The sequence below is a fragment of the Mycobacterium sp. ELW1 genome, assembly GCF_008329905.1.
GTDB lineage: Bacteria > Actinomycetota > Actinomycetes > Mycobacteriales > Mycobacteriaceae > Mycobacterium.
In genome coordinates, this window is the sequence record NZ_CP032155.1 from 289,759 (window position 1) to 308,762 (window position 19,004).

The window sequence follows — 19,004 nt, forward strand, 5'->3', positions numbered from 1 at the left end:
AGCACACCGCCCGGTCAGGGCTTGTCGTCGTCGGGGTCCGGGCACGGCGGCGGCACCGGGCCCTGGAGCGCGGTGTCGGCCGGGTCGTCGACGGGCGCGCCGCCGCTTTCGGCTTCGGCCGCGGCGATCTCGTCGGCGACGGCGTCCGGGTCCAGGGGACCTTCGGTGCGGAACAGGAAGAAGAACACCACCCAGCCGATCGTCGAGATGAAGATCCAGCTGACCAGCCGATAGATCAGCATCGCCGAGATCGCACCGGGCAGGGCCATCCCGCTGGACACCAGGCCGGGCACCAGCACGGCCTCCACGACCAGCAGGCCGCCCGGCATCAACGGGATCGAGCCGACGGCGCGGGCGGCGGCGTAGGCGACGGTCAAACCGGCCAGCGACGGCCTCCCGCCGGTGGCGTAGGCGGCGAACGCCAGGCACGCGACATCGCACACCCAGTTGAAGAACGACCAGCCGAATGCCACTCCGAGGGTGCGGCGACTCAAGCTGACCGACTCCAGTTGGTTCAGCGTTTCGCGCCACCTGCGCAGACCGGTGTCGGTGGGCTTGCCGCGCACCGAGTTGACCCAGCCGAGGACCTTGACGCCGATGCCGTCGATGAGTTCGGGACGGGTCGCTACCGCCTGCGCGAGCAACAGCAGGGCGATGAACCCGCCGAGGGTGAACAGCAGCGAGAACGGATTGTTCTTGGCGCCCAACAGAAATGCGCCGCCGAGACCCAGCAGCGCCAGACCCACCACCTGCAGCGCACCCGACATCACCAGCTGCCACGACGCGACCACCGGGGAGGCGCCCCACAGCCGCTGCTGGCGATAAACGAACGTCGCCGAGAGCACCGGACCGCCGGGCATCGTGGTGCTCAGCGCGTTACCCGCATAGAACGCCGCCTCAGAGCGCCACTGGCGGACAACCACCCCGGCCGACCGCAGCAGCGTCCGCTGGATCTGGGCGAAGCTGTGCATCGACAGCATGGCCGCGGCGACCGCCGCCAGCACCCACCAGCCGTTCGCCGAGAACAGGCTCCGCCAGGCTTTGGCCAGCTGATCCCACACCAGCGTCGCCTCGACGACCAGCACGATCAGCGCGACGCCGAGCACCGCCCAGCGGACCCACCAGTACTTCCCGCGCGCCGGGGGGCCGTGATCCTCGCGGGCGGCGTTCACCGACGCGTCGTAGGACACGCAGATCAGCGTAACGGTGCAGACATCCCGCGACGGTGTCCGCCGCGGGATGTCGGAGCACCAGCGCCCTAGACGGTGGTCGGTGCGTTCGGCGTGATGATCGTCAAGTCATAGCCGGCGGCCTGCCACCCGCTCATGAACACTCCGATCGGCAGCGCTTTGGCCTGCCCCACGCTCTGATTCGCGTTCGTCATCGAGCTGTCGTTGACGTACACCAGCCCGTTCTTCAGGTCCACCTGCGTCACCACCGCTGCGTGGTCGGCGACGAAATAGCTGTCCTTCGGAGTGGGCTTGAAGTCTGTGACGGCCGTCCAGACGATCGACACGGGGTAGGCGACCATGGTCGCCTTGCCTTCGGCCAGGGCGGCCTGCAGGTCGCGCAGTGCTTCTTCGCCGCCCTCCTGAGTCTTGTCGTACTCCCGATAAGTCGCGGTGACGTCGAAGTGCTCGTTGATCAGTGCTACGGCGTCCTCGGTCGCCACGCCCTCCTCGATGTTGGCGTCGAGGTACATCTTGGCGCCCGGCGTCTTCACGCTGTCGGTGGTCTTCGCCCAGTCGACCCAGGTCTGCTCAGTCGTCGACGTCGGCAACGTCTTCGTCGCCTGCAGGGCGGCGGATGCCGCGGCCTGCAACTGGCAGTTGGAGTAGCTCTGGTTCACCCAGTAGTCCGCGGCGGCCGCGGCGTTGCCGTACTGGCCGGTGCCGTCGACGGTCACCCAGATCTCTTCGTCGAAGGTATCGGGTTTGGCCGCACCGACCATGATCGCCAAGGAATGCAGCATTCCCTGGATCATGCCCGCGAATCCCGGCAGCTTGGCCGCCGTCCCGTTGTTGACGGTGATGGTGAAGTGATCGACGATTCCCGGCTGGATCAACGCATCGTTGGCCGTGTAGACGAACGAACCCGGCGTGCTGCCCGCCACGACGGTGCCGTACTTGGGGCCTTCCTTGATGGAGTAGCTGACCTCGTAGCCGTTGTTGCCCTCGCCGTTGACCTTGACCGTGATCTGCTTGTCCGGGCCGGCTTGGCCGCCGACATCGGGGTCGACGCTCGGTGCGCGGTTGAAGAAGATGTAGGCGATCTGCTTGCCGATTTCTTCGAAGAACGCCTGCGGACCCGCCGGCTGTGCCGACGCCGATCGCGCGGCGAGCGCCGTCGCCGTCGTCGAGGTTCCGTCGGCGCCACGGGTTCCTGCGGCGCCTTCCTCGCCGACCGAGCCACCGCGTGTGGTGCCGCCGATGCCGCCCTGCCCGGCGTCACCGCCCAAGCCGCCTTCGTTGCCGTTCCCGCCGTCGCCGCCGTTCCCGCCGTCGCCGCCGGCCGCGCCGGGGCCTGCGTCGAGGTCGCTGTCGCCCCCGGCCGCGCCGTCGCCGGCGTTGCCTCCCGCACCACCACGGCCCGGGCCGTCCACGGCGGTCGCCACACCGCCGTCGCCGCCGGTGCCGCCGTTGCCGCCTGAGCCGCCCTTGCCGCCGCCGAATGCGCCTCCGCCGCCGGCGCCACCGGCACCGCCGTCACCGCCGGCTGCGCCAGCGCCACCGATCGCTCCGGGGCCGCCGCTGCCGCCGTTTCCGCCGTCACCGCCGCTCAAGCCATTGAGTGACCGGCCGTAGCCGCCGGGCCCGCCTTTTCCGCCTGCGCCACCGGCGCCGCTGCTGCCGGCGCTTCCGTTGGAGGCGATGAGGAACAGGACGCGGCCCGTGCCCGCGGCGCCGCCGGCAGCTCCGCCAGCTCCGCCTGCGCCGCCGTTCCCGCCGTTTCCGCCGTTCAGCCCGGGATCAATGGTCTCGTTGTCTGGCGAGAAGCCCGTTCCGCCCTGGCCGCCGTCACCGCCTTGGCCGCCGCTGCCGCCGTGGCCACCGGTGCCGATGATCGAGCTGCCGTTCCCGCCGCGACCGCCCGAGCCGCCCTTGCCTCCGGGTGCCCCATTGCCGCCGTCGATCGAGTACGACGGGTTCTTGCCGGGATCGGCGCCGTTGGTGCCGACGATGCCGCCCTGGCCCACGCCGCCGTTTCCGCCGTCGCCGCCCGCACCGAAGAACGAGAGCGCTCCTACGTTGCCGCCGATGCCGCCGTCGCCGCCACCGACCCCGCCCGCTCCGCCGTCGCCGCCGCTGCCCGCCCAGAGGCCGCCGCGTCCGCCGTTACCGCCATTGCCGCCGCGGTCGGTCGCGTTGAGCCCCTTGGCGGGACTGTCGCCGCCGGCACCGCCGTCACCGCCAAAAGCGAAGAGGGAGAACAGGCCGCCGTTGCCGCCGTTGCCGCCGCGGCCACCGATGCTGGCCGCGCCGCCGGCGCCACCCTCGCCACCGCTGGCGCCGCCGCTGGCCCCGCCGCCTTCGCCGCCGTCACCGGCGGTTCCCCAGAACGAGACCAGGCCAGTATCGCCGCCGTTTCCGCCAGTACCGCCGGTCTGGCCGTTCTTGATGGCGTTGCCGCCCGCACCGCCCGCGCCGCCGTTGCCTACCCACAAGCCGGCGGTGCCGCCGCGGCCACCGGTTCCGCCCTGGAAGTTGCCGGTCGAGGTTCCACCGGCGCCGCCCGCGCCGCCGTTACCCGACAGCCCGGCCGAGCCGCCCTGTCCGCCTGCCGATCCCGCCGCGGTGGTGGCTCCCGCACCGCCGGCGCCGCCGTTGCCGGTGATCATGCCGCCGCGTCCGCCGTTGCCGCCCGCGCCGCCGTTGATCGTCGCCAGACCCGCTCCGCCGGCGCCGCCGTTGCCGAACCAGCCTGCGCTGCCGCCGTTGCCGCCGTTGAAACCGTCGCCGCCATTGCCGAAGACGCCGCTATTGCCGCCCTTGCAGGACTTGGTCGACGGGCAGGTGCTCTCGGTCCAGGAGTAGCCGTTGCCGGCCAGAATGCCGGCGTTCGGGTGCGCAGCGGTCCCGTCGCCGACGAAGAAGTTGACGAGGTTCTGGGCTGCGGCTTCCGGCGTGGGCAGCGCAGCGGCCCGAGGAAGCGCGGCCGTGGGCGTGGCGAGCCGCGTGGTCGATTTTGCTGTCTGGTTTGCTTTTGTGTCGGAGTCCGACGCTGAACCGCTCGGCGACGCCGTGCTCTTCGAGGCCTTCGGCCGGAGATTGGACTTCGGAGCCGCCGAGTGTCCGGTGGATTTCGACGGCCCATTCGCCGAGGAGCTATTGGAGGCCGAGGGTCCGTTGGGGCCCGCCGATCCGGTGGCGTCGGCGGCGGCCACCGCGGGCATCGATGCGATTGCAGCACCGACACCGAGCGCCACAGCCGACGCGCCGATCCAGGCCAACGCATGCGAATTGGCAAGCGCAGCAAGGCCAAACTCAACTCGGTTCAGCTGCATCTTGTTGGTGCGGCAGCTGCGGCGACCGTGCTCCACGGTGCGGCCTGAGTCGGCATGAGCTGATTTTGAGTCGACAGAATTCACGAACCCACCCCCCGTTTGGGTACGAATCGATAAGAATGCCGGCCGCGTGACATGGATGTCCGCGACGTGGCAAAAGGGATCATAGGGTCAATGCGCGCCACCGTCTATAACGACACTTATTTTTCTTTCCGGTGCAAGGTTTTACCGCCTATGTTTTTTGCTGCTGTACAAGAACTCGCGTCGGAACGCAGGTTTCGTCGAGCGGGCGGAATCTCTCGCACTACGCTTGGCCGCATGCCGGCCACCCGCGTTTCGGACGACGACTCGGTCGATCCCTTCCTTCGTAAAACCGCAGCGTGGTCTTGGCGCCTGCTGGTCGTCGGGGCGGCCATCGTGGCCCTGCTGTGGGTCGTCAGCCGACTCGAGGTCATCGTGGTCCCGGTGGCCCTGGCCACCATGCTGGCCGCGTTGTTGCTGCCGGCCGTGGACTGGCTCGACCGTCGTGGGGCTCCCCGGGGCGGGGCGGTGGCCCTGATCCTCCTCGGCGGCTTCGCCATATTCGGCGGGATCCTGACTTTCGTTGTCAGCCAATTTGTTTCGGGCCTGCCCGGCCTGGTGGAGCAGGTCACTTACAGTATCGACGGCCTGCGTCGGTGGCTCGTCGACGGCCCGGCGCACCTGAGTCGTGAACAGATCGACAACGCAGGCAATACAGCCATCAAGGCGCTGCGCGACAACCAGGAGCAGCTGACCACCGGTGCCCTGTCGACGGCGGCCACCCTCACCGAACTCGTCACCGGCGCACTGCTGGTGCTGTTCACCTTGATCTTCCTGCTGCACGGCGGCCGCAACATCTACAGCTTCGTCACCAAGATCGTTCCGTCGTCCGCCCGCGAGCGGGTGCGGGACGCAGGCCGGGCCGGCTTCGGCTCGCTGATCGGCTACGTGCGGGCCACCGCGCTCGTCGCATTGGTGGACGCTGTCGGTATCGGCACCGGTCTGGCGATCATGGGCATCCCGCTGGCACTGCCCCTGGCCTCACTTGTCTTCCTCGGCGCGTTCATTCCCCTGGTGGGTGCCGTCGTCACCGGATTCCTCGCAGTGGTGGTGGCGCTGCTGGCCAAGGGCGTGGTCTACGGGCTGATCACGCTGGGGCTGATCATCGCGGTGCAGCAGCTGGAGGCGCACATCCTGCAGCCGCTGGTGATGGGTCGCGCGGTGTCGATCCACCCGCTGGCGATCGTGCTCGCCATCTCGGCCGGTGCCGTGCTGGCCGGCATCGTCGGCGCGCTGCTGTCGGTGCCGTTGGTGGCGTTCCTCAACAGCGCCATCCGGGTTCTCGTCGCGGACAACCCTGCCGAGGAAGCGGCCGAACTCGAGGAGAACGACGACGGGATCATCCTCAATGCCGAACCCGACGTCGTCCCGCCGAAGCGCGAGAAGGACTGAACCGTCGAGTCAGAACCCAGAGCGACATCTGGTCTGACTTTTCCGCGCTGAGTTCTGGATGGATTACAACCGGCTGGCGGGGCTTGGCGCGTCGACACCGATCGCCCACACGCCTGAAGTCGTAGTCACGTACGTGGTATCCCCGAGAGTGAAGATCGGATCCATATAGAACGGTGCCAGCCCGGGGAACGGCTCTGCGAACACCGGGCCGTCGGGAGTCAACGTCACAAGGTAGGTCGTGACGTCGTCTGCGTCGTCGACGTCGTCGGGATACGACGCAAACTCGAGATACAGGGTGTCGCCGGCGACGATCGGACCGGGCGAGTAACCCCTTACCGGCTCGGCGAATTGCACCGCGCCATGGGGTGTCAGCGCGACGATGTAGGTCTTGGTGGTGTCGGTCCCCGTGACGAACTCGTCCGGAAACACCGTGGACATCAGGTATGTGGTGTTGCCGACGACGATCGCTGGTTCACCGTATTGCACGGGATAGTCCACCGACGACGGACCTTCGGGTGCCAACGCAGTGACGTAAACGTGATTCGTGGAGTGGCTGCCCTCGCCCGTTGTCTCCCATCCGTCCGTCTTCACATAGATGAGATCACCCGCGACAATGAGCGGTTCATACGCCAATGTGCCGGAGACGGTATAGGCAGGCTGCAAGACGCCCTGGGGATCCAATGCGGTGAAATGGGTTTGGGCCGAATCGTATTGGCCTGTCTGAGTCACCAAATAGGTGGTGTCGCCGACCACGACGGGGGCACTGATCGGGTGTCCTGGCAGCGATCCTGGCACTGCGGTGAGCCCGCCCGGTCCCACCTTGACAAGCGAAGTCTGTTGGCCACCAGCAGCATCGGAGGTCTCGACGATCAAATATGTGGTGTCACCGACGACGACCGTGTCGAAATCGCTGTGGGAATTCACCCGTCCCGATGTCGGGGCGCCGATCGCCCTGACGCCGCCGGCCGTAACCGATAGCAATTGGAGCTGGTAGCCGGAGGTCGGATCGTCGGTCTCCAACACGAGGTACGTCGTGTCGCCGATGGTGATCGGCGCGACGCCCGGGTATCCGTGAAGTGGGTCCTCCCACAGGGTCAGGCCCTCGGGTTCGACCGCTGTCAGGAGGGTCCTGGTGTAGGCGTAGGTCCCGTCGGAGAGCCAGTAGTACCTCACCGTCGTGATAAGACAAGTGGTTTCTCCGGCCACCACGACGGTCGGGTTTCCGCTCACAGTGCCGAGGGTCGCGAGGCCCAGTGGCGCCACACCGTCCGGCAGTAAAGCGGTCAGGTGGGTCTCGTATCCGACCGAGGAGTTCCAGGTTTCCGTCACCAGGTAGGTGGTGTCACTGACAACGATTGGGCGCATCGCCCACCGGTATCCCGGGATCGGGTCATCGATCACCGTGACCCCGCCCGGCGTCGGTGCCAGCGTCGTCACCACGGACTGCCACGTCGCGGCCACACCGGAGTCGCCGATGTGCGAGATGAAGTACGTGGTGTCGCCGACCACGATCGGATCCCCGCTCAGCACACCGGGAATCGATCCCACGGATGTAGCACCGTCGGGCGTCAATGCCACGACATGGGTGGCGGTGCCCGACTGTGTGGGCACGAGCAGATACCTAGTGTCGCCCACGAGGGTCGGACCGCCCCAGGACCAGCCGGGGATCGTCGTCGTCGGTGACACGCCCTCGGTCCTCACTTCTGTGACGTGAGTGTTGTAGCCGGAATCGTAATCACCCGTCTGCGTCACGAGGTAGGTGATGTCGCCTGCGACAACCGAATAACCGCTGGAGTCTTCGTAGAACTGTCCGGGTATCGACGTTGTCGAGGTCACCCCGTCGGGTCCCAGCCGGGTCAGGTGGGTCTGGTAGCCGGATTGTTGGCTGCCGTTAACAGTCACCAGGTAGGTGGTGTCACCGACGACGAGCGTGTGGTTGGAGAAACGCCCGGGTACGGACGTTGTCGAGGTCGCGCCGTCGGCTCCCAGCGTGGTCAGCTGGGTTCGGTAACCGGATTCGTACGTGCCGGTATCGGTCACGAGGTAGGTGGTTTCGCCGATGACGATCGTGCGGCCGTAAAACGCGCCGGGCATCTCCGTCGTTGAGGTCACGCCGTCGGCTCGCAGCCTGGTCAGGTGGGTCTGGTAGCCGGATTCGTACGTGCCGGTCTGGGTCAACAGGTAGGTCGTGCCGGCAACCGTCAGCGGTTGTCTGAAGTCGCCAGGAATCGGCTCACCCAGAGGAGTCAGGCCGTCTGACCCCAATATCGAGAGGTAAGTCTGGAAGCTGGATTCGTCGCCACCTGTCTGCGACACCACAAAGGTGGTGTCACCGACGGCGAACGCCTCGCGCACCAGACCGGATACTGGACTGGCGCCGGACGGGATGCTCGAGGTGCCGTCGGCGTGGATGACTGCGGCCAGGTAGGAGACGCTCTGATCGTCGGGGCCGTCGATGAGGTTCCCGCGATAACCAAAGATGTAGGCGTTACCGGTGCGGGAATCGACGAATGACAGCACCGGCATCGTGCCGGGCGGCAACGAAAGCGCGGCACGGTCGGCCCCGGCAATGTGTTCGGTCACCACGATCGGTGCCGTAGTGGCCATGCCGTCGGTGGCGGTGGCCGAGAACGAAAGCTTCACTGCCGCAGGAGAAGTCGGCCCAAGAGTACCGGCGAGGACGCGGGTGCGCGGATTCGGGGTGAAGGTCCACTCGCCGGTTTGTTCATTGAGCTCGAAGCTGCCCAGGGTCGCATCCGGTGCGTTGACCACGTGATAGGTGAAGGGCTTGTCGTGGGTGACGTTGAAGTGCCCGCTGATCGTTCCGGTGGCGGGGTCGGTCGCGTCGATCGTGTATGGATGTTGCTGGTCGACCACCGGCGGGGGAGCGACGTACTTGACCGCGATGGTCACGTTACCAATTGCGTTGGCGCCCTTGGTGTCTGTGACGGTGTAGCTGAACGAGTCGGCGCCGGAGTAGCCGGCCGCTGGGGTGTAGACGAAGGAGCCGTCGGTGTTGAGGGTGAGGCTGCCATGGCTGGGTGCAGTGCTCACGACGGCCGTCATCGAATCGCCGCCGGGGTGGCTGTCGTTGGTCAACACATTGCCTGTGAGCTGCGTGTCCTGGTCGACGCTATAGCTGTCGTCGACCGGGCGAGGAGCGCGATTGACCGGCACCGTAGACCGGTGGATCGTCGCCGCCACAGGCGCCCCGACCACCGGAATCATCCCGACCAGATCGAGGGTCATGTCGCCGATTTCGTCGCGCATGTCCACGGCATCGCCGCGGAGCGCCGCTTTCGTGAAGTCGACGAAATCCGACACGAGGCTTATCCCGTTGACAACTGTGCCGACGCCCGGAACCCAGCCGACCGACATGTTGATGTCGGCGACGGCCTTTTCGCGAGCGATTTCGGCAGGCGAGTTGGCGACAGCGGCAGCGACCGCCGACGCCGTCGCGGTGTCGCGGCGAGTGGTGGTCGCCAGCGCCGCCGCCAGCACCTCGGCGCTCGGGGCGTCCGGGGTTTGACCGCCCGACGGTTTGGACGCGACAGCGACGGGCCGCTTGGACTTCACGGACCCGAGTGCGTTGAGCGCACGCGACGGTTGCGCACGAGCGCTGACCCCGGTCTTCGGGGAGCCTGTCCGCGATGGCTTGGTGGTTGCCTTCGGTCCAGGTGATGCTGCCGAGGAGGCTCGATCAGCCGAGGATCCGCCCGCTGTAGCACCCGAATCACTGTCGGCGTGCGCCATCCCGGTTGCGCCGGCGAGCGCCGCACCGATTCCCACGGTGACCGCTCCGGCGCCCAGCCACTGAAAGGGGATCAAGCGACGGGTGTTCTGACGTGAGGCGCGTGCGCGCTTGTGTGACTGCTGCCCCGACACGGACTCCCCCGAGTTGTCTGTGAAATGACTGGAAGTTACTTGTGAAAAAGTTCCAGCACTATATATAACAGGCAACTACGCGCGACGGGGGCGCACACAGCAAATAGATTTCGGCCGATCCGGAGCTACGAGTGACAGTCGAGCCGAATCGTCACTCGGAGCTCTGGATGGACTACAAACGGCCTTCGCGGCGCAGCAGATCCGCTGCGCTCACCCCGCCGGCCCCGCCACCGCGGCGCGGGCGGTCGTCGCCCTCTTTCTTGCCGCGTGAGTTCAGCTTCTCGGTCGCCACCTCGGAGTCGCCCTGATCGGGTCGGCTGACCGGGATGGCGCGAGTCTCCTCGGCGCTGATCGCGGGGGAGACGTCGTCGCCGCCGGTCCGATCGTGTTGAGCGGGGATCGCCGTCGTCGCGTCCTCCGGAGCCGACATCGCCTGAGTCGGTTGCGCCGACGGCGGCGACGGGGGAGTCGGAGTCGGAGTCGAGCCCGGCTGCATCGACCCCCGGTCGCTTCGCTCCTGCCCGCCGGATCCCCGCAGCTCACCCAGCCATGACTCGATCTCCCGATCCGGCGCCGGCGGCGTGGGCGGGCGGTTGGTCTTGGCGGCCGAGGCAGCGGTGTTCACCGCGTTCTTCACGGCGTTCTTGGCCACCGAGAACCGGGTCGTCGGTGCTTCGGTGCCGGCTTCGACCGGATCGGGCATCCGCGCGGTTCCGGCGGCTGACGGGGCTTCCTGCGGCGGCGGCGGGTTGCGGTATTCGGCGCGGCCGACGACACGCGGCATCGCGCGGCCCTCGACGGGATGGGTCGGGTCGTGCGCCGGGCGTCGGGCCTCGGCTGCCGACACCGGCGCACCGGCACCCACCAGGGCGGAATCCGTTTCCCGCACGACGGGTCGCTTGCGCTCGTCGGTCAGGTGGGTCTCACCGAGGCCGATCTTGACCTGCAGGCGCTTCATCCAGCGTGGCGCCCACCAGCAGTCGTCGCCGAGCAGCTTCATGATCGCCGGGACCAGGAACATCCGGATGACGGTGGCGTCCAACAGCAAAGCGATCAGCAGACCGAAGGCCAGATACTTCATCACGACCAGGTCGGAGAACGCGAACGCGGCGACCACCACGGCGAGCACCAGCGCGGCACCGGTGATGAGTCGGCCGGTGGTGGCTGTGCCGATCCGGATGGCCTCCGCGGTGGACAGGCCGCGCTCACGGGCCTCCACCATCCGGGAGACCAGGAACACCTCGTAGTCCGTGGACAGACCCCAGATCACCGCGATGATCAGACCGATCATCGGGGCGAACAAGGGCTGTGGCGTGTAATTCAACAGCCCGGAACCGTGTCCGCCCTCGACGAACATCCAGGTCAGGATGCCCATGGTGGAGCCCAGCGTCAATGCGCTCATCAATGCGGCCTTGATGGGAAGCACCACCGAGCCGAACGCCAGGAACATCAAGACGGTGGTGGTGAGCACCAGGATCAGCACCATCAGCGGCAGCTTGTCGAACAGCGTCAAAATGCTGTCCTGAGCCAGCGCCTGGGTACCACCGACCAGGACCGTAGTACCGCGAGGTGGAGTCAGCGCGCGCAACTGCTCGATCTTCTGGGGTGCGGTACTGCTGTCTATCAGGCCGTTCTGGAGCACCCGTACGGACGGATCTTTTGATCCGCCATTCTGGGCCGAGCGCTCTTCCCACATCTTCGACGGATCGTCGCTGCCGGCGAAGCCGGACACCGTCTGCGCTTCGGCACGTAGATCGTCGAGCTGCTGATCGGTGACCGGTGAGCCGTTGTTGGTTTTGATGACCAGGGTCAGCGGTTCGGTGCGGAAACTGGAGAACTCTTTGTCGAACTGCTCCTGGGCGCTGCGCACCGGGTTGTCCGGCGGTAGGTACTTCTCGCTGAGCCCGCCCAACGCCAGCTGCCCCATCGGGATGATGAGCAACGTCATGATGATCACGATGGGAGCGGCAAAAGCGATGGGTCGCTTCATCACCACATTGACCAAGCGGCCCCAGAATCCCTTTTCGACCTCTTCGCGGGTCTTCGTCTTCTGAGTTTTTTCGATGAACCAGTCGATGATCCTGCGGGAGAACGACCAGTTGGCCAGGAACGGCACCCGGAGCAGAGTCCGCACCCCCAGGGCGTCGACATTGGCGCCCAGAATTCCCAGGACCGCGGGCAGCACTGTGATCGACAGGAAGGCCGCGAGCAGCACCGACGCGATAATCGCGTAGGTGATCGACCGCAGGAAGCCAAGTGGAATCAGTAGAAGCGGTAGCGAGGACGCCACGATGATGACCGAGGAGAACGCAACGGTACGGCCCGATGTCATCACCGACCGCCGTACCGCCGCTTCGACGTCGTAACCTTCGGCAAGTTCCTCCCGGAACCTGCTGACCACGAACAATCCGTAGTCGATCGCGATACCGAAGCCCATCATCGTCACGACGGGCTGAGCGAAGAAATGCACCGGTCCGAACTCGGCGGTCAACCGGAGGATACCGAGCGCCCCGCCGATGGTGAGGCCACCGATGATGGCGGGCAACGCGGCCGCGACGGCGCCGCCGAAGACGAAGAACAGGACCACGGCCACCAGCGGGACGATCGCGAGCTCAGCACGTTGCTGGTCGGTGCCGATAGTCCCGGTGAGCTCGCTGGCCAGCGGATTGAGGCCGGCGAGTTGGATAGTGCCGCCGTTGACCTTTTTGAGCGCCGGCTCGATGGTCTGGTAATTCTTCAGGATGGTGTCGTCGTCGTCGCCCTTGAGCGGGATGCTGATGAAGGTGTGACGTAGATCCGCCGTCTTCATCTGATTGACGGTCGGGTCGGTGGTGTCGGGAGCTTTCAGCCAGCCGACCCAACCCACGATCTGATCGGGATGGTCCTTGACCACCTGGTCGAGCTCTTCGGTGACGGTCTTCTGCCAGTTCTTGTCAGTCACCTTCTCGTCGCCCGGTGGCGTCAGGATGGCGACCACGTGGCTGGTGCGGTCACGGCCGTACACCTCGTCGGCGAGCGTCGAGGCCCGCACCGACTCGCTGCCGTTGTCGTAGAAACCACTCTGGGTGACATGCTTGCCCAACGAGGCCCCGTATACGGCGCCACCGAGGCATAGCCCGACCATGACCGCGATCACGATGTATCGATATCGATACACAGTTCGACCCCACCAGGCGAACACCTAAGCTCCTAACCAAATCTTTTGCGACCTGCGCATCGGTTTCTCCTACTCAGACGCGCGATGTCAGTAATGAGGACAGCGGCCGGAACGGTTGTAGCCATGCCCCCTGCTCTGGGAGCGAATCTAGGCCGATTCGCGGCAGCGGCTCTCGGAAAACACCAGGAATGTCCTCCAGGTCGACAAACTCCAAGGTATCCGACGCTAACGCCCAGCTGGCATGTTCGCGAAATCCGAGCACGTAGGCGGGGGTGCCGGCCTTGGCGATTTCCTCGAGCGGCGCGCGAAACGCCTGCCCGTCGGCCGAGGCGACCAGTACCGCGGCCAGACCCTCGGTGCGACGCAACTCGATGTGGGCCAGCATGTCGGAGTCGACGTCGCTGTCCTCGTCGATCTTGGGCTTGGCGAACACCGCGAAACCCACGTTGCGCAGCGCTTCCACCCAAGGCCGAACGACGTCCGCGCTGCCGGGTGCGATGTTGGTGAACACTGTCGCCTCCGGTTCCACCGGGACTTCCGGGTGGCCGGCCGACAGTTCGGCCGTGCGGGCCAACAGCCAGCGGCCCAGCGCGTCGAACCGCGGCCGGTGTGCGGCCGTCGGTCGGCCGCCGAGGATCGAACCCAGGCCCATGTCCAGGTTGGGTGCATCCCAGACCAGAAGTACCCGCTGAATCGGCGGACTCACCGGCTGTTCTCCGCTGTCCGGCAGTGCGGGTGCCGTCGCGTCGTCGATCACACTCATCGTTGCCTCACCCACGGTCTCGCTCAACCACAGAGGGTCGTTTCAACCACAGAAGTTCGGCCACCGCGCTGCCCGCCTCAGCGGCCTTCGTCTCGTATTTGGTCCGCGGACGTTTCACCGAGATCGGCAGCTCGTCGCCGGGCTGTATGCGACGCAGCAGGGGCTCGGCGTCACCCGCCTCGGCGATCTGCTCGGCGTAGCCCGCGTGGTCGGTGGCGGCGTGGAGCACACCACCGGGTCGCAGTCGGTCGGCGATCAGCGAGATCGTGTTCGGCTGCAGCAGCCGGCGCTTGTGGTGGCGTGACTTCGGCCACGGGTCCGGGAAGAACACCCGAACCCCGGTCAGCGAGCCAGGGCCGAACATGTTCTCCAGGACGTCGACGGCGTCGCCGCGGACCAGCCGGATGTTGGGCACCCCCTCGCGGCCGACCGCGCTGAGCAGCTGAGCCAGCCCGCGCTTGTAGACCTCGACAGCGACCACGTCGATGTCCGGCTCGGCCATCGCCATCGCCAGCGTCGACGTCCCGGTTCCGCAGCCGATTTCCAGGACGACGGGCGCCTGCCTGCCGAACCACGCCGTGGTGTCCAGTAGCCCCGCAGGCTTCTCGCCTTCTCTTGCCTGGGTGCCCATCTCCGGCCACAGCCGGTCCCACGCATCCTGCTGCGCCTCGGTCAGCGTGGAACGCCGCGAACGGAAGCTGGTGATCCGGGGATAGGGATGCGCCGGCCAGACATCGGGCGTGGCTGAGCCACCGTGGCGCTGCGCATGCATTTGTCCATGGTCGCTCATGAACAGAGGTGTACCCGCTCCGTGGTGCATATTGATACCCAACAGTTGCCTTCTCCTGGTAGTGGCTCGCGCCACACGCCCGCTGATGCCAGCATGTCCGTTGTGGTGGGGCTGCCGGTGCGGGTCGGGGTGGTCGGCCGGCCCGGGTGCGGCCTGCGCACGGTGACCCGCGTGCTGCGTGGTGCCGGTGTGACGGTGGTGGCGCCGGCGGGCGTTGTCGACCTGGACGTTCACGTCTTCGCCGAGACGATGAAGCCCGAGGACCGGCGTGCGCTGACCACATCGCCGCGGCCCGTCGTCGCGGTCCTCAACAAGGCCGATCTGACCGGATTCGGCGGGAGCGGGCCGGTCGCCGCGGCCGCCGAGCGCTGCCGGCTGCTCGGCGACCGTATGGGTGTGCCGGTCTATCCGTTGGCCGGATTGGCGGCGGTCGCCGCGGTGGACGACCGGATCCTGGACGACGAGATGCTCGGCGCGCTGCGGACGCTCACCCTCGACCCGGCCGACCTGGGCTCCACTGACCGGTTCGCGGCCGGCGAGCACCGGCTGCCCGGCGCGATCCGGCAGCGCCTGCTCGTCGACCTCGATCTGTTCGGTATTGCGCACGCGGTGCTGGCGCTGCGCCACGGCGCGGATCGAGCCGGAGTGATCGCGGCGCTGCGTCGGGCGAGTGCGCTCGACGGGTTGCTCGCGGGGCTCGAGGCGGCCGTGGCACCGGTGCGCTACCGGCGGTTGACCGAGGAGTTCGCCGAGTCGGCCGCCGACGAGGCTGTCGCCGCCAGGATGGCCGCGGCGATCGAGGTGGTGCAGGCCGCCGGGATGACCGTCGATGCCGGCGTCAGCGCTGACGCCCACCTGCGGCGTGCGTTGTCTGGCAGCGGTATTCGCGCGGACCGGTGTCGCGGCTGCACGGCCGGTGCGGCGCTGACATCGCCCGCGGCTCGCTGCGGCTGTGGGAACGCGCGGGCGGTGTCCCGGAACCGGTGGAGCTGACGCCGTGACCGACCCGGTGGATTCGCTGGTGTCGCAGCTCGATCCGAGCCTGCCGATGCCCTCGATCGTCCGGCGCGACGTGGTGCTGGTGGCCGGTCCGTGGCTGTCCGGGACCAGCAGTGTGGTCACCGCTCTGCGGGAGCGGTTGCCTGACCACGCGGTGGTCGAAACCGACGAGCTGGCCGCCGGCCAGGCGCCCGCAGCGGTGGTGTTCGTGGTCTCGGCCACCGCGTCGCTGACCGAATCGGATTGTGCGCTGCTGGATTTCGTCACCGCCGACACCGACGCCGTTCTCGGGGTGGTGGCCAAGATCGACGTTTATCGCACCTGGCGCGACGTGCTCGCCGCCGACCGTGCGTTGGTGGAGCAGCGGGCACCCCGCTACCGCGACATGCCCTGGGTCGGCGCGGCTGCCGCGCCCGATCTGGGCGAGCCCGTCGTCGACGAACTCGTCACCGCGCTCCGGGAGATCCTCGCCGACGACACCCGAGATCGGCGAAATCACTTGCGGGCCATGGAGAATCGACTGCTGACGGTGCACCGACGGCTGGAGCTCGACGTCGCAGGCGCCGGCCGGGAAGCGCGCCTGGCGGCGCTGCGCGTCCAGCGCACCTCAGCGGTGCACCGGTACCGGGTGGACAAGTCGCAGCGGTCCATCGCGCTGCGCGCCCGGATTCAGCAAGCCCGGCTTGAGCTGACCTACTTCGCCCGCAACCGATGCGCGTCGGTGCGGACGGAGTTGCAGGAAGACGTGGCGGGTCTGAGCCGACGCAGCCTGCCCCGGTTCCCCGATGAGGTGCGGCGCCGGGCGGAGGAGGTGGCCGACGACGTCGCCGCCGGCGTCACCCGGCAACTGGCCGACGTCGGCGAGGAACTGGGTCTGGCGGTCGAGCCGGTGGAGTCGCGTCCCGAGGTCGAGGTGGGCGCCGCGCCACCGCGAGCCCGCGGTGCGGAGACCCGGTTGATGCTGCTGCTGGGCGGCGGCTTCGGTGCGGGGGTGGCGCTGACCCTGAGCCGGCTGTTCGCCGAGCTGGCGCCGCAGTGGACGGTGGGTGGCGGGATCGCCGGCGCCGTGATCGGGGTCGCCCTGACCCTGTGGGTGGTCGGAGTCCGCGGCCTCCTGCATGACCGGGCGATCCTGGATCGGTGGGTGGCGGAGGTCCTCGGCCGGCAGCGCACCGCGCTGGAGGAGTGGGTGGCCACCCACATGCTGGGGGCGGAGGCGTCGTTGGGGTGTGTCGCCGCCGAACGTGACGCCGCCGACCGCGCCCGCACCGAGGACACCGTCGCCCGCATCGACCGGGAGATCCGCGAACATGCGACCGCGAGTGCCCGAGCGGTCGTGCTGCGGGACCGGCAGGCGCCGGCGATCGAGCGGGCGCTGGCAGCGGTCCGCGACGAACTAGACGCGCTCCATACAGCCAAACAGGCGAATTAGCGGCTTCTGAATCGTTCCTGTGAGTGATCGGACATAATCCCGATTAACCGCGGGTATCTCACCCGCGTTAACCTACTTTTCAGGGAGGACCGTGTCTCGGCGCGGAATCCGGCCTGCGTCCTGGCCATAAAAATAAGCAGGAGAATAGAGCGATGACTTCAGCGACCATCCCCGGTCTGGATAACGCACCGACCAAGCATCAGGGCCTGCTCGCTTGGGTCCAGGAAGTCGCCGAACTCACGCAGCCCGACCGGGTGGTCTTCGCCGACGGCTCCGAAGAGGAATACCAGCGGTTGTGCGACGAGCTGGTCGCCGCCGGAACCTTCACCAAGCTGAGCGACTCCGAGGAGCCGAGCTCCTATCTCGCCCGTTCAGCCCCCTCGGACGTGGCACGCGTCGAGTCGCGCACGTTCATCTGCTCGGAGCGGGAGATCGACGCCGGCCCCACGAACAACTGGATGGACCCGGCCGAGATGCGCGGCCTGATGACCGAGCTGTACCGCGGTTCGATGCGCGGCCGCACGATGTACGTGGTGCCGTTCTGCATGGGCCCCCTCGGCGCCGACGACCCCAAGCTGGGCGTCGAAATCACCGACTCCGAATATGTGGTCGTCTCCATGCGGACGATGACGCGGATGGGCAAGGCCGCGCTGGAGAAGATCGGCGACGACGGTTTCTTCGTCAAGGCGCTGCACTCACTCGGTGCGCCGCTCGCGCCGGGCGAAGAAGACGTGCCGTGGCCGTGCAACGACACCAAATACATCACCCACTTCCCGGAGACCCGCGAGATCTGGAGCTTCGGTTCGGGTTACGGCGGCAACGCGCTGCTGGGCAAGAAGTGCTACTCGCTGCGCATCGCCTCGGCCATGGCGCATGACGAGGGCTGGCTCGCCGAGCACATGCTGATCCTCAAGCTGATCTCCCCGGAGAACAAGTCGTACTTCGTGGCCGCCGCGTTCCCGTCGGCGTGTGGCAAGACCAACCTCGCGATGCTGCAGCCGACCATCCCCGGCTGGCGCGCCGAGACCGTCGGCGACGACATCGCCTGGATGCGTTTCGGCAAGGACGGCCGGCTGTACGCCACCAACCCGGAGTTCGGCTTCTTCGGCGTCGCGCCGGGCACCAACTGGAGCTCCAACCCGAACGCGATGAAGACCGTCGCGGCAGGCAACACCGTCTTCACCAACGTCGCGCTGACCGACGACGGCGGTGTGTGGTGGGAGGGCCTCGAAGGCGATCCGCAGCACCTGATCGACTGGAAGGGCAACGATTGGGAAGCGGGGTCGTCCGAGAAGGCGGCTCATCCGAACTCGCGCTACTGCACCCCGATGTCGCAGTGCCCGACCCTGGCCCCCGAGTGGGACGACCCGCAGGGCGTGCCGATCTCGGCGATCCTGTTCGGCGGCCGTCGCAAGACCACGGTGCCGCTGGTGACCCAGGCCCGCGATTGGCAGCACGGCGTCTTCATCGGGGCCACGCTGGGCTCCGAGCAGACCGCCGCCGCCGAGGGCAAGGTCGGCACCGTCCGTCGTGACCCGATGGCCATGCTGCCGTTCCTCGGCTACAACGTCGGCGACTACTTCGCCCACTGGATCAACCTCGGCAAGAACGCCGACGAGTCGAAGATGCCGAAGATCTTCTTCGTCAACTGGTTCCGCCGCGGCGACGACGGCCGCTTCCTGTGGCCGGGCTTCGGCGAGAACAGCCGCGTGATGAAGTGGATCATCGAGCGGGTCGAGGGCAAGGCCAACGGTTCCACCACGCCGATCGGCATCGTGCCGAGCGCCGGCGACCTGGACCTCGAGGGCTTGGACGCCGATCCGGCCGACGTGAACGAGGCGCTGGCGGTCAACGTCCAGGAATGGCGCGACGAGCTCCCGCAGATCGAGGAGTGGTTCGAGTTCGTCGGCGAGAAGCTGCCGACCGGGGTGAAGGACGAGTTCGAGGCGCTCAAGCAGCGCCTCGCCGAAGCCGACTGACCTGGGCCGTTACGGCCTTCTC

The 19,004-nt window shown here is 67.5% G+C and carries 10 protein-coding genes; 4 read left to right on the forward strand and 6 right to left on the reverse strand.

The genetic code is table 11. The features are described from left to right. Positions 1-14: 14 nt before the first annotated feature. Both D3H54_RS01420 and D3H54_RS31060 read right to left on the reverse strand, forming a co-directional pair. Entirely contained in the window at positions 15-1,190 is a 1,176-nt protein-coding gene (locus D3H54_RS01420) for a lysylphosphatidylglycerol synthase transmembrane domain-containing protein (RefSeq protein ID WP_149377542.1), read from the reverse strand. A gap of 68 nt (positions 1,191-1,258) precedes the next feature. Then, positions 1,259-4,393 (reverse strand): hypothetical protein, encoded by a 3,135-nt coding sequence (locus D3H54_RS31060; protein WP_168214730.1) that lies wholly within the window; start codon positions 4,391-4,393, stop codon positions 1,259-1,261. Between the two features lie 429 nt (positions 4,394-4,822). Here D3H54_RS31060 and D3H54_RS01430 point away from each other — a divergent pair, with 429 nt between their 5' ends. After that, on the forward strand, positions 4,823-5,977 hold the full coding sequence (locus tag D3H54_RS01430; RefSeq protein WP_149377543.1) for an AI-2E family transporter: 1,155 nt from the start codon (positions 4,823-4,825) through the stop codon (positions 5,975-5,977). A gap of 63 nt (positions 5,978-6,040) precedes the next feature. On the opposite strand, the gene D3H54_RS01435 is transcribed toward D3H54_RS01430, so the two are convergent. From D3H54_RS01435 to trmB, 4 genes are all read right to left on the reverse strand, one after another. Beyond that, on the reverse strand, positions 6,041-9,553 hold the full coding sequence (locus D3H54_RS01435) for an Ig-like domain-containing protein (protein WP_149377544.1): 3,513 nt from the start codon (positions 9,551-9,553) through the stop codon (positions 6,041-6,043). A 481-nt stretch (positions 9,554-10,034) separates the two neighbouring features. Further along, on the reverse strand, positions 10,035-13,043 hold the full coding sequence (mmpL3, locus tag D3H54_RS01440; protein WP_149377545.1) for a trehalose monomycolate exporter MmpL3: 3,009 nt from the start codon (positions 13,041-13,043) through the stop codon (positions 10,035-10,037). Positions 13,044-13,092: 49 nt separating this feature from the next. Further along, a complete protein-coding gene (locus D3H54_RS01445) occupies positions 13,093-13,782 on the reverse strand; it encodes an NYN domain-containing protein (protein WP_149383278.1) in 690 nt (229 codons plus the stop codon). 7 nt (positions 13,783-13,789) lie between these two features. Further along, complete coding sequence (trmB, locus tag D3H54_RS01450) at positions 13,790-14,572, reverse strand: tRNA (guanosine(46)-N7)-methyltransferase TrmB (RefSeq protein WP_149377546.1); 783 nt, start codon at positions 14,570-14,572, stop codon at positions 13,790-13,792. A 93-nt stretch (positions 14,573-14,665) separates the two neighbouring features. Here trmB and D3H54_RS01455 point away from each other — a divergent pair, with 93 nt between their 5' ends. The 3 genes from D3H54_RS01455 to D3H54_RS01465 all read left to right on the forward strand — a co-directional run bounded on the left by D3H54_RS01455 (position 14,666) and on the right by D3H54_RS01465 (position 18,982). Further along, positions 14,666-15,565: a hypothetical protein gene (locus D3H54_RS01455; RefSeq protein ID WP_286199072.1), complete on the forward strand. Its 900-nt coding sequence runs from the start codon at positions 14,666-14,668 to the stop codon at positions 15,563-15,565. Between the two features lie 55 nt (positions 15,566-15,620). Then, entirely contained in the window at positions 15,621-17,003 is a 1,383-nt protein-coding gene (locus tag D3H54_RS01460; protein WP_286199348.1) for a hypothetical protein, read from the forward strand. 152 nt (positions 17,004-17,155) lie between these two features. Next, a complete protein-coding gene (locus D3H54_RS01465; protein ID WP_149377548.1) occupies positions 17,156-18,982 on the forward strand; it encodes a phosphoenolpyruvate carboxykinase (GTP) in 1,827 nt (608 codons plus the stop codon). Positions 18,983-19,004 lie beyond the last annotated feature (22 nt).

Coding starts and splice junctions, on each gene's coding strand:
- D3H54_RS31060 (WP_168214730.1), bottom strand. CDS start 4,393: ATGCCCGCGGTGGCCGCCGCCGACGCCACCGGATCGGCGGGCCCCAAC.
- D3H54_RS01430 (WP_149377543.1), top strand. CDS start 4,823: ATGCCGGCCACCCGCGTTTCGGACGACGACTCGGTCGATCCCTTCCTT.
- D3H54_RS01445 (WP_149383278.1), bottom strand. CDS start 13,782: ATGAGTGTGATCGACGACGCGACGGCACCCGCACTGCCGGACAGCGGA.
- trmB (WP_149377546.1), bottom strand. CDS start 14,572: ATGAGCGACCATGGACAAATGCATGCGCAGCGCCACGGTGGCTCAGCC.
- D3H54_RS01455 (WP_286199072.1), top strand. CDS start 14,666: ATGTCCGTTGTGGTGGGGCTGCCGGTGCGGGTCGGGGTGGTCGGCCGG.
- D3H54_RS01460 (WP_286199348.1), top strand. CDS start 15,621: ATGCCCTCGATCGTCCGGCGCGACGTGGTGCTGGTGGCCGGTCCGTGG.
- D3H54_RS01465 (WP_149377548.1), top strand. CDS start 17,156: ATGACTTCAGCGACCATCCCCGGTCTGGATAACGCACCGACCAAGCAT.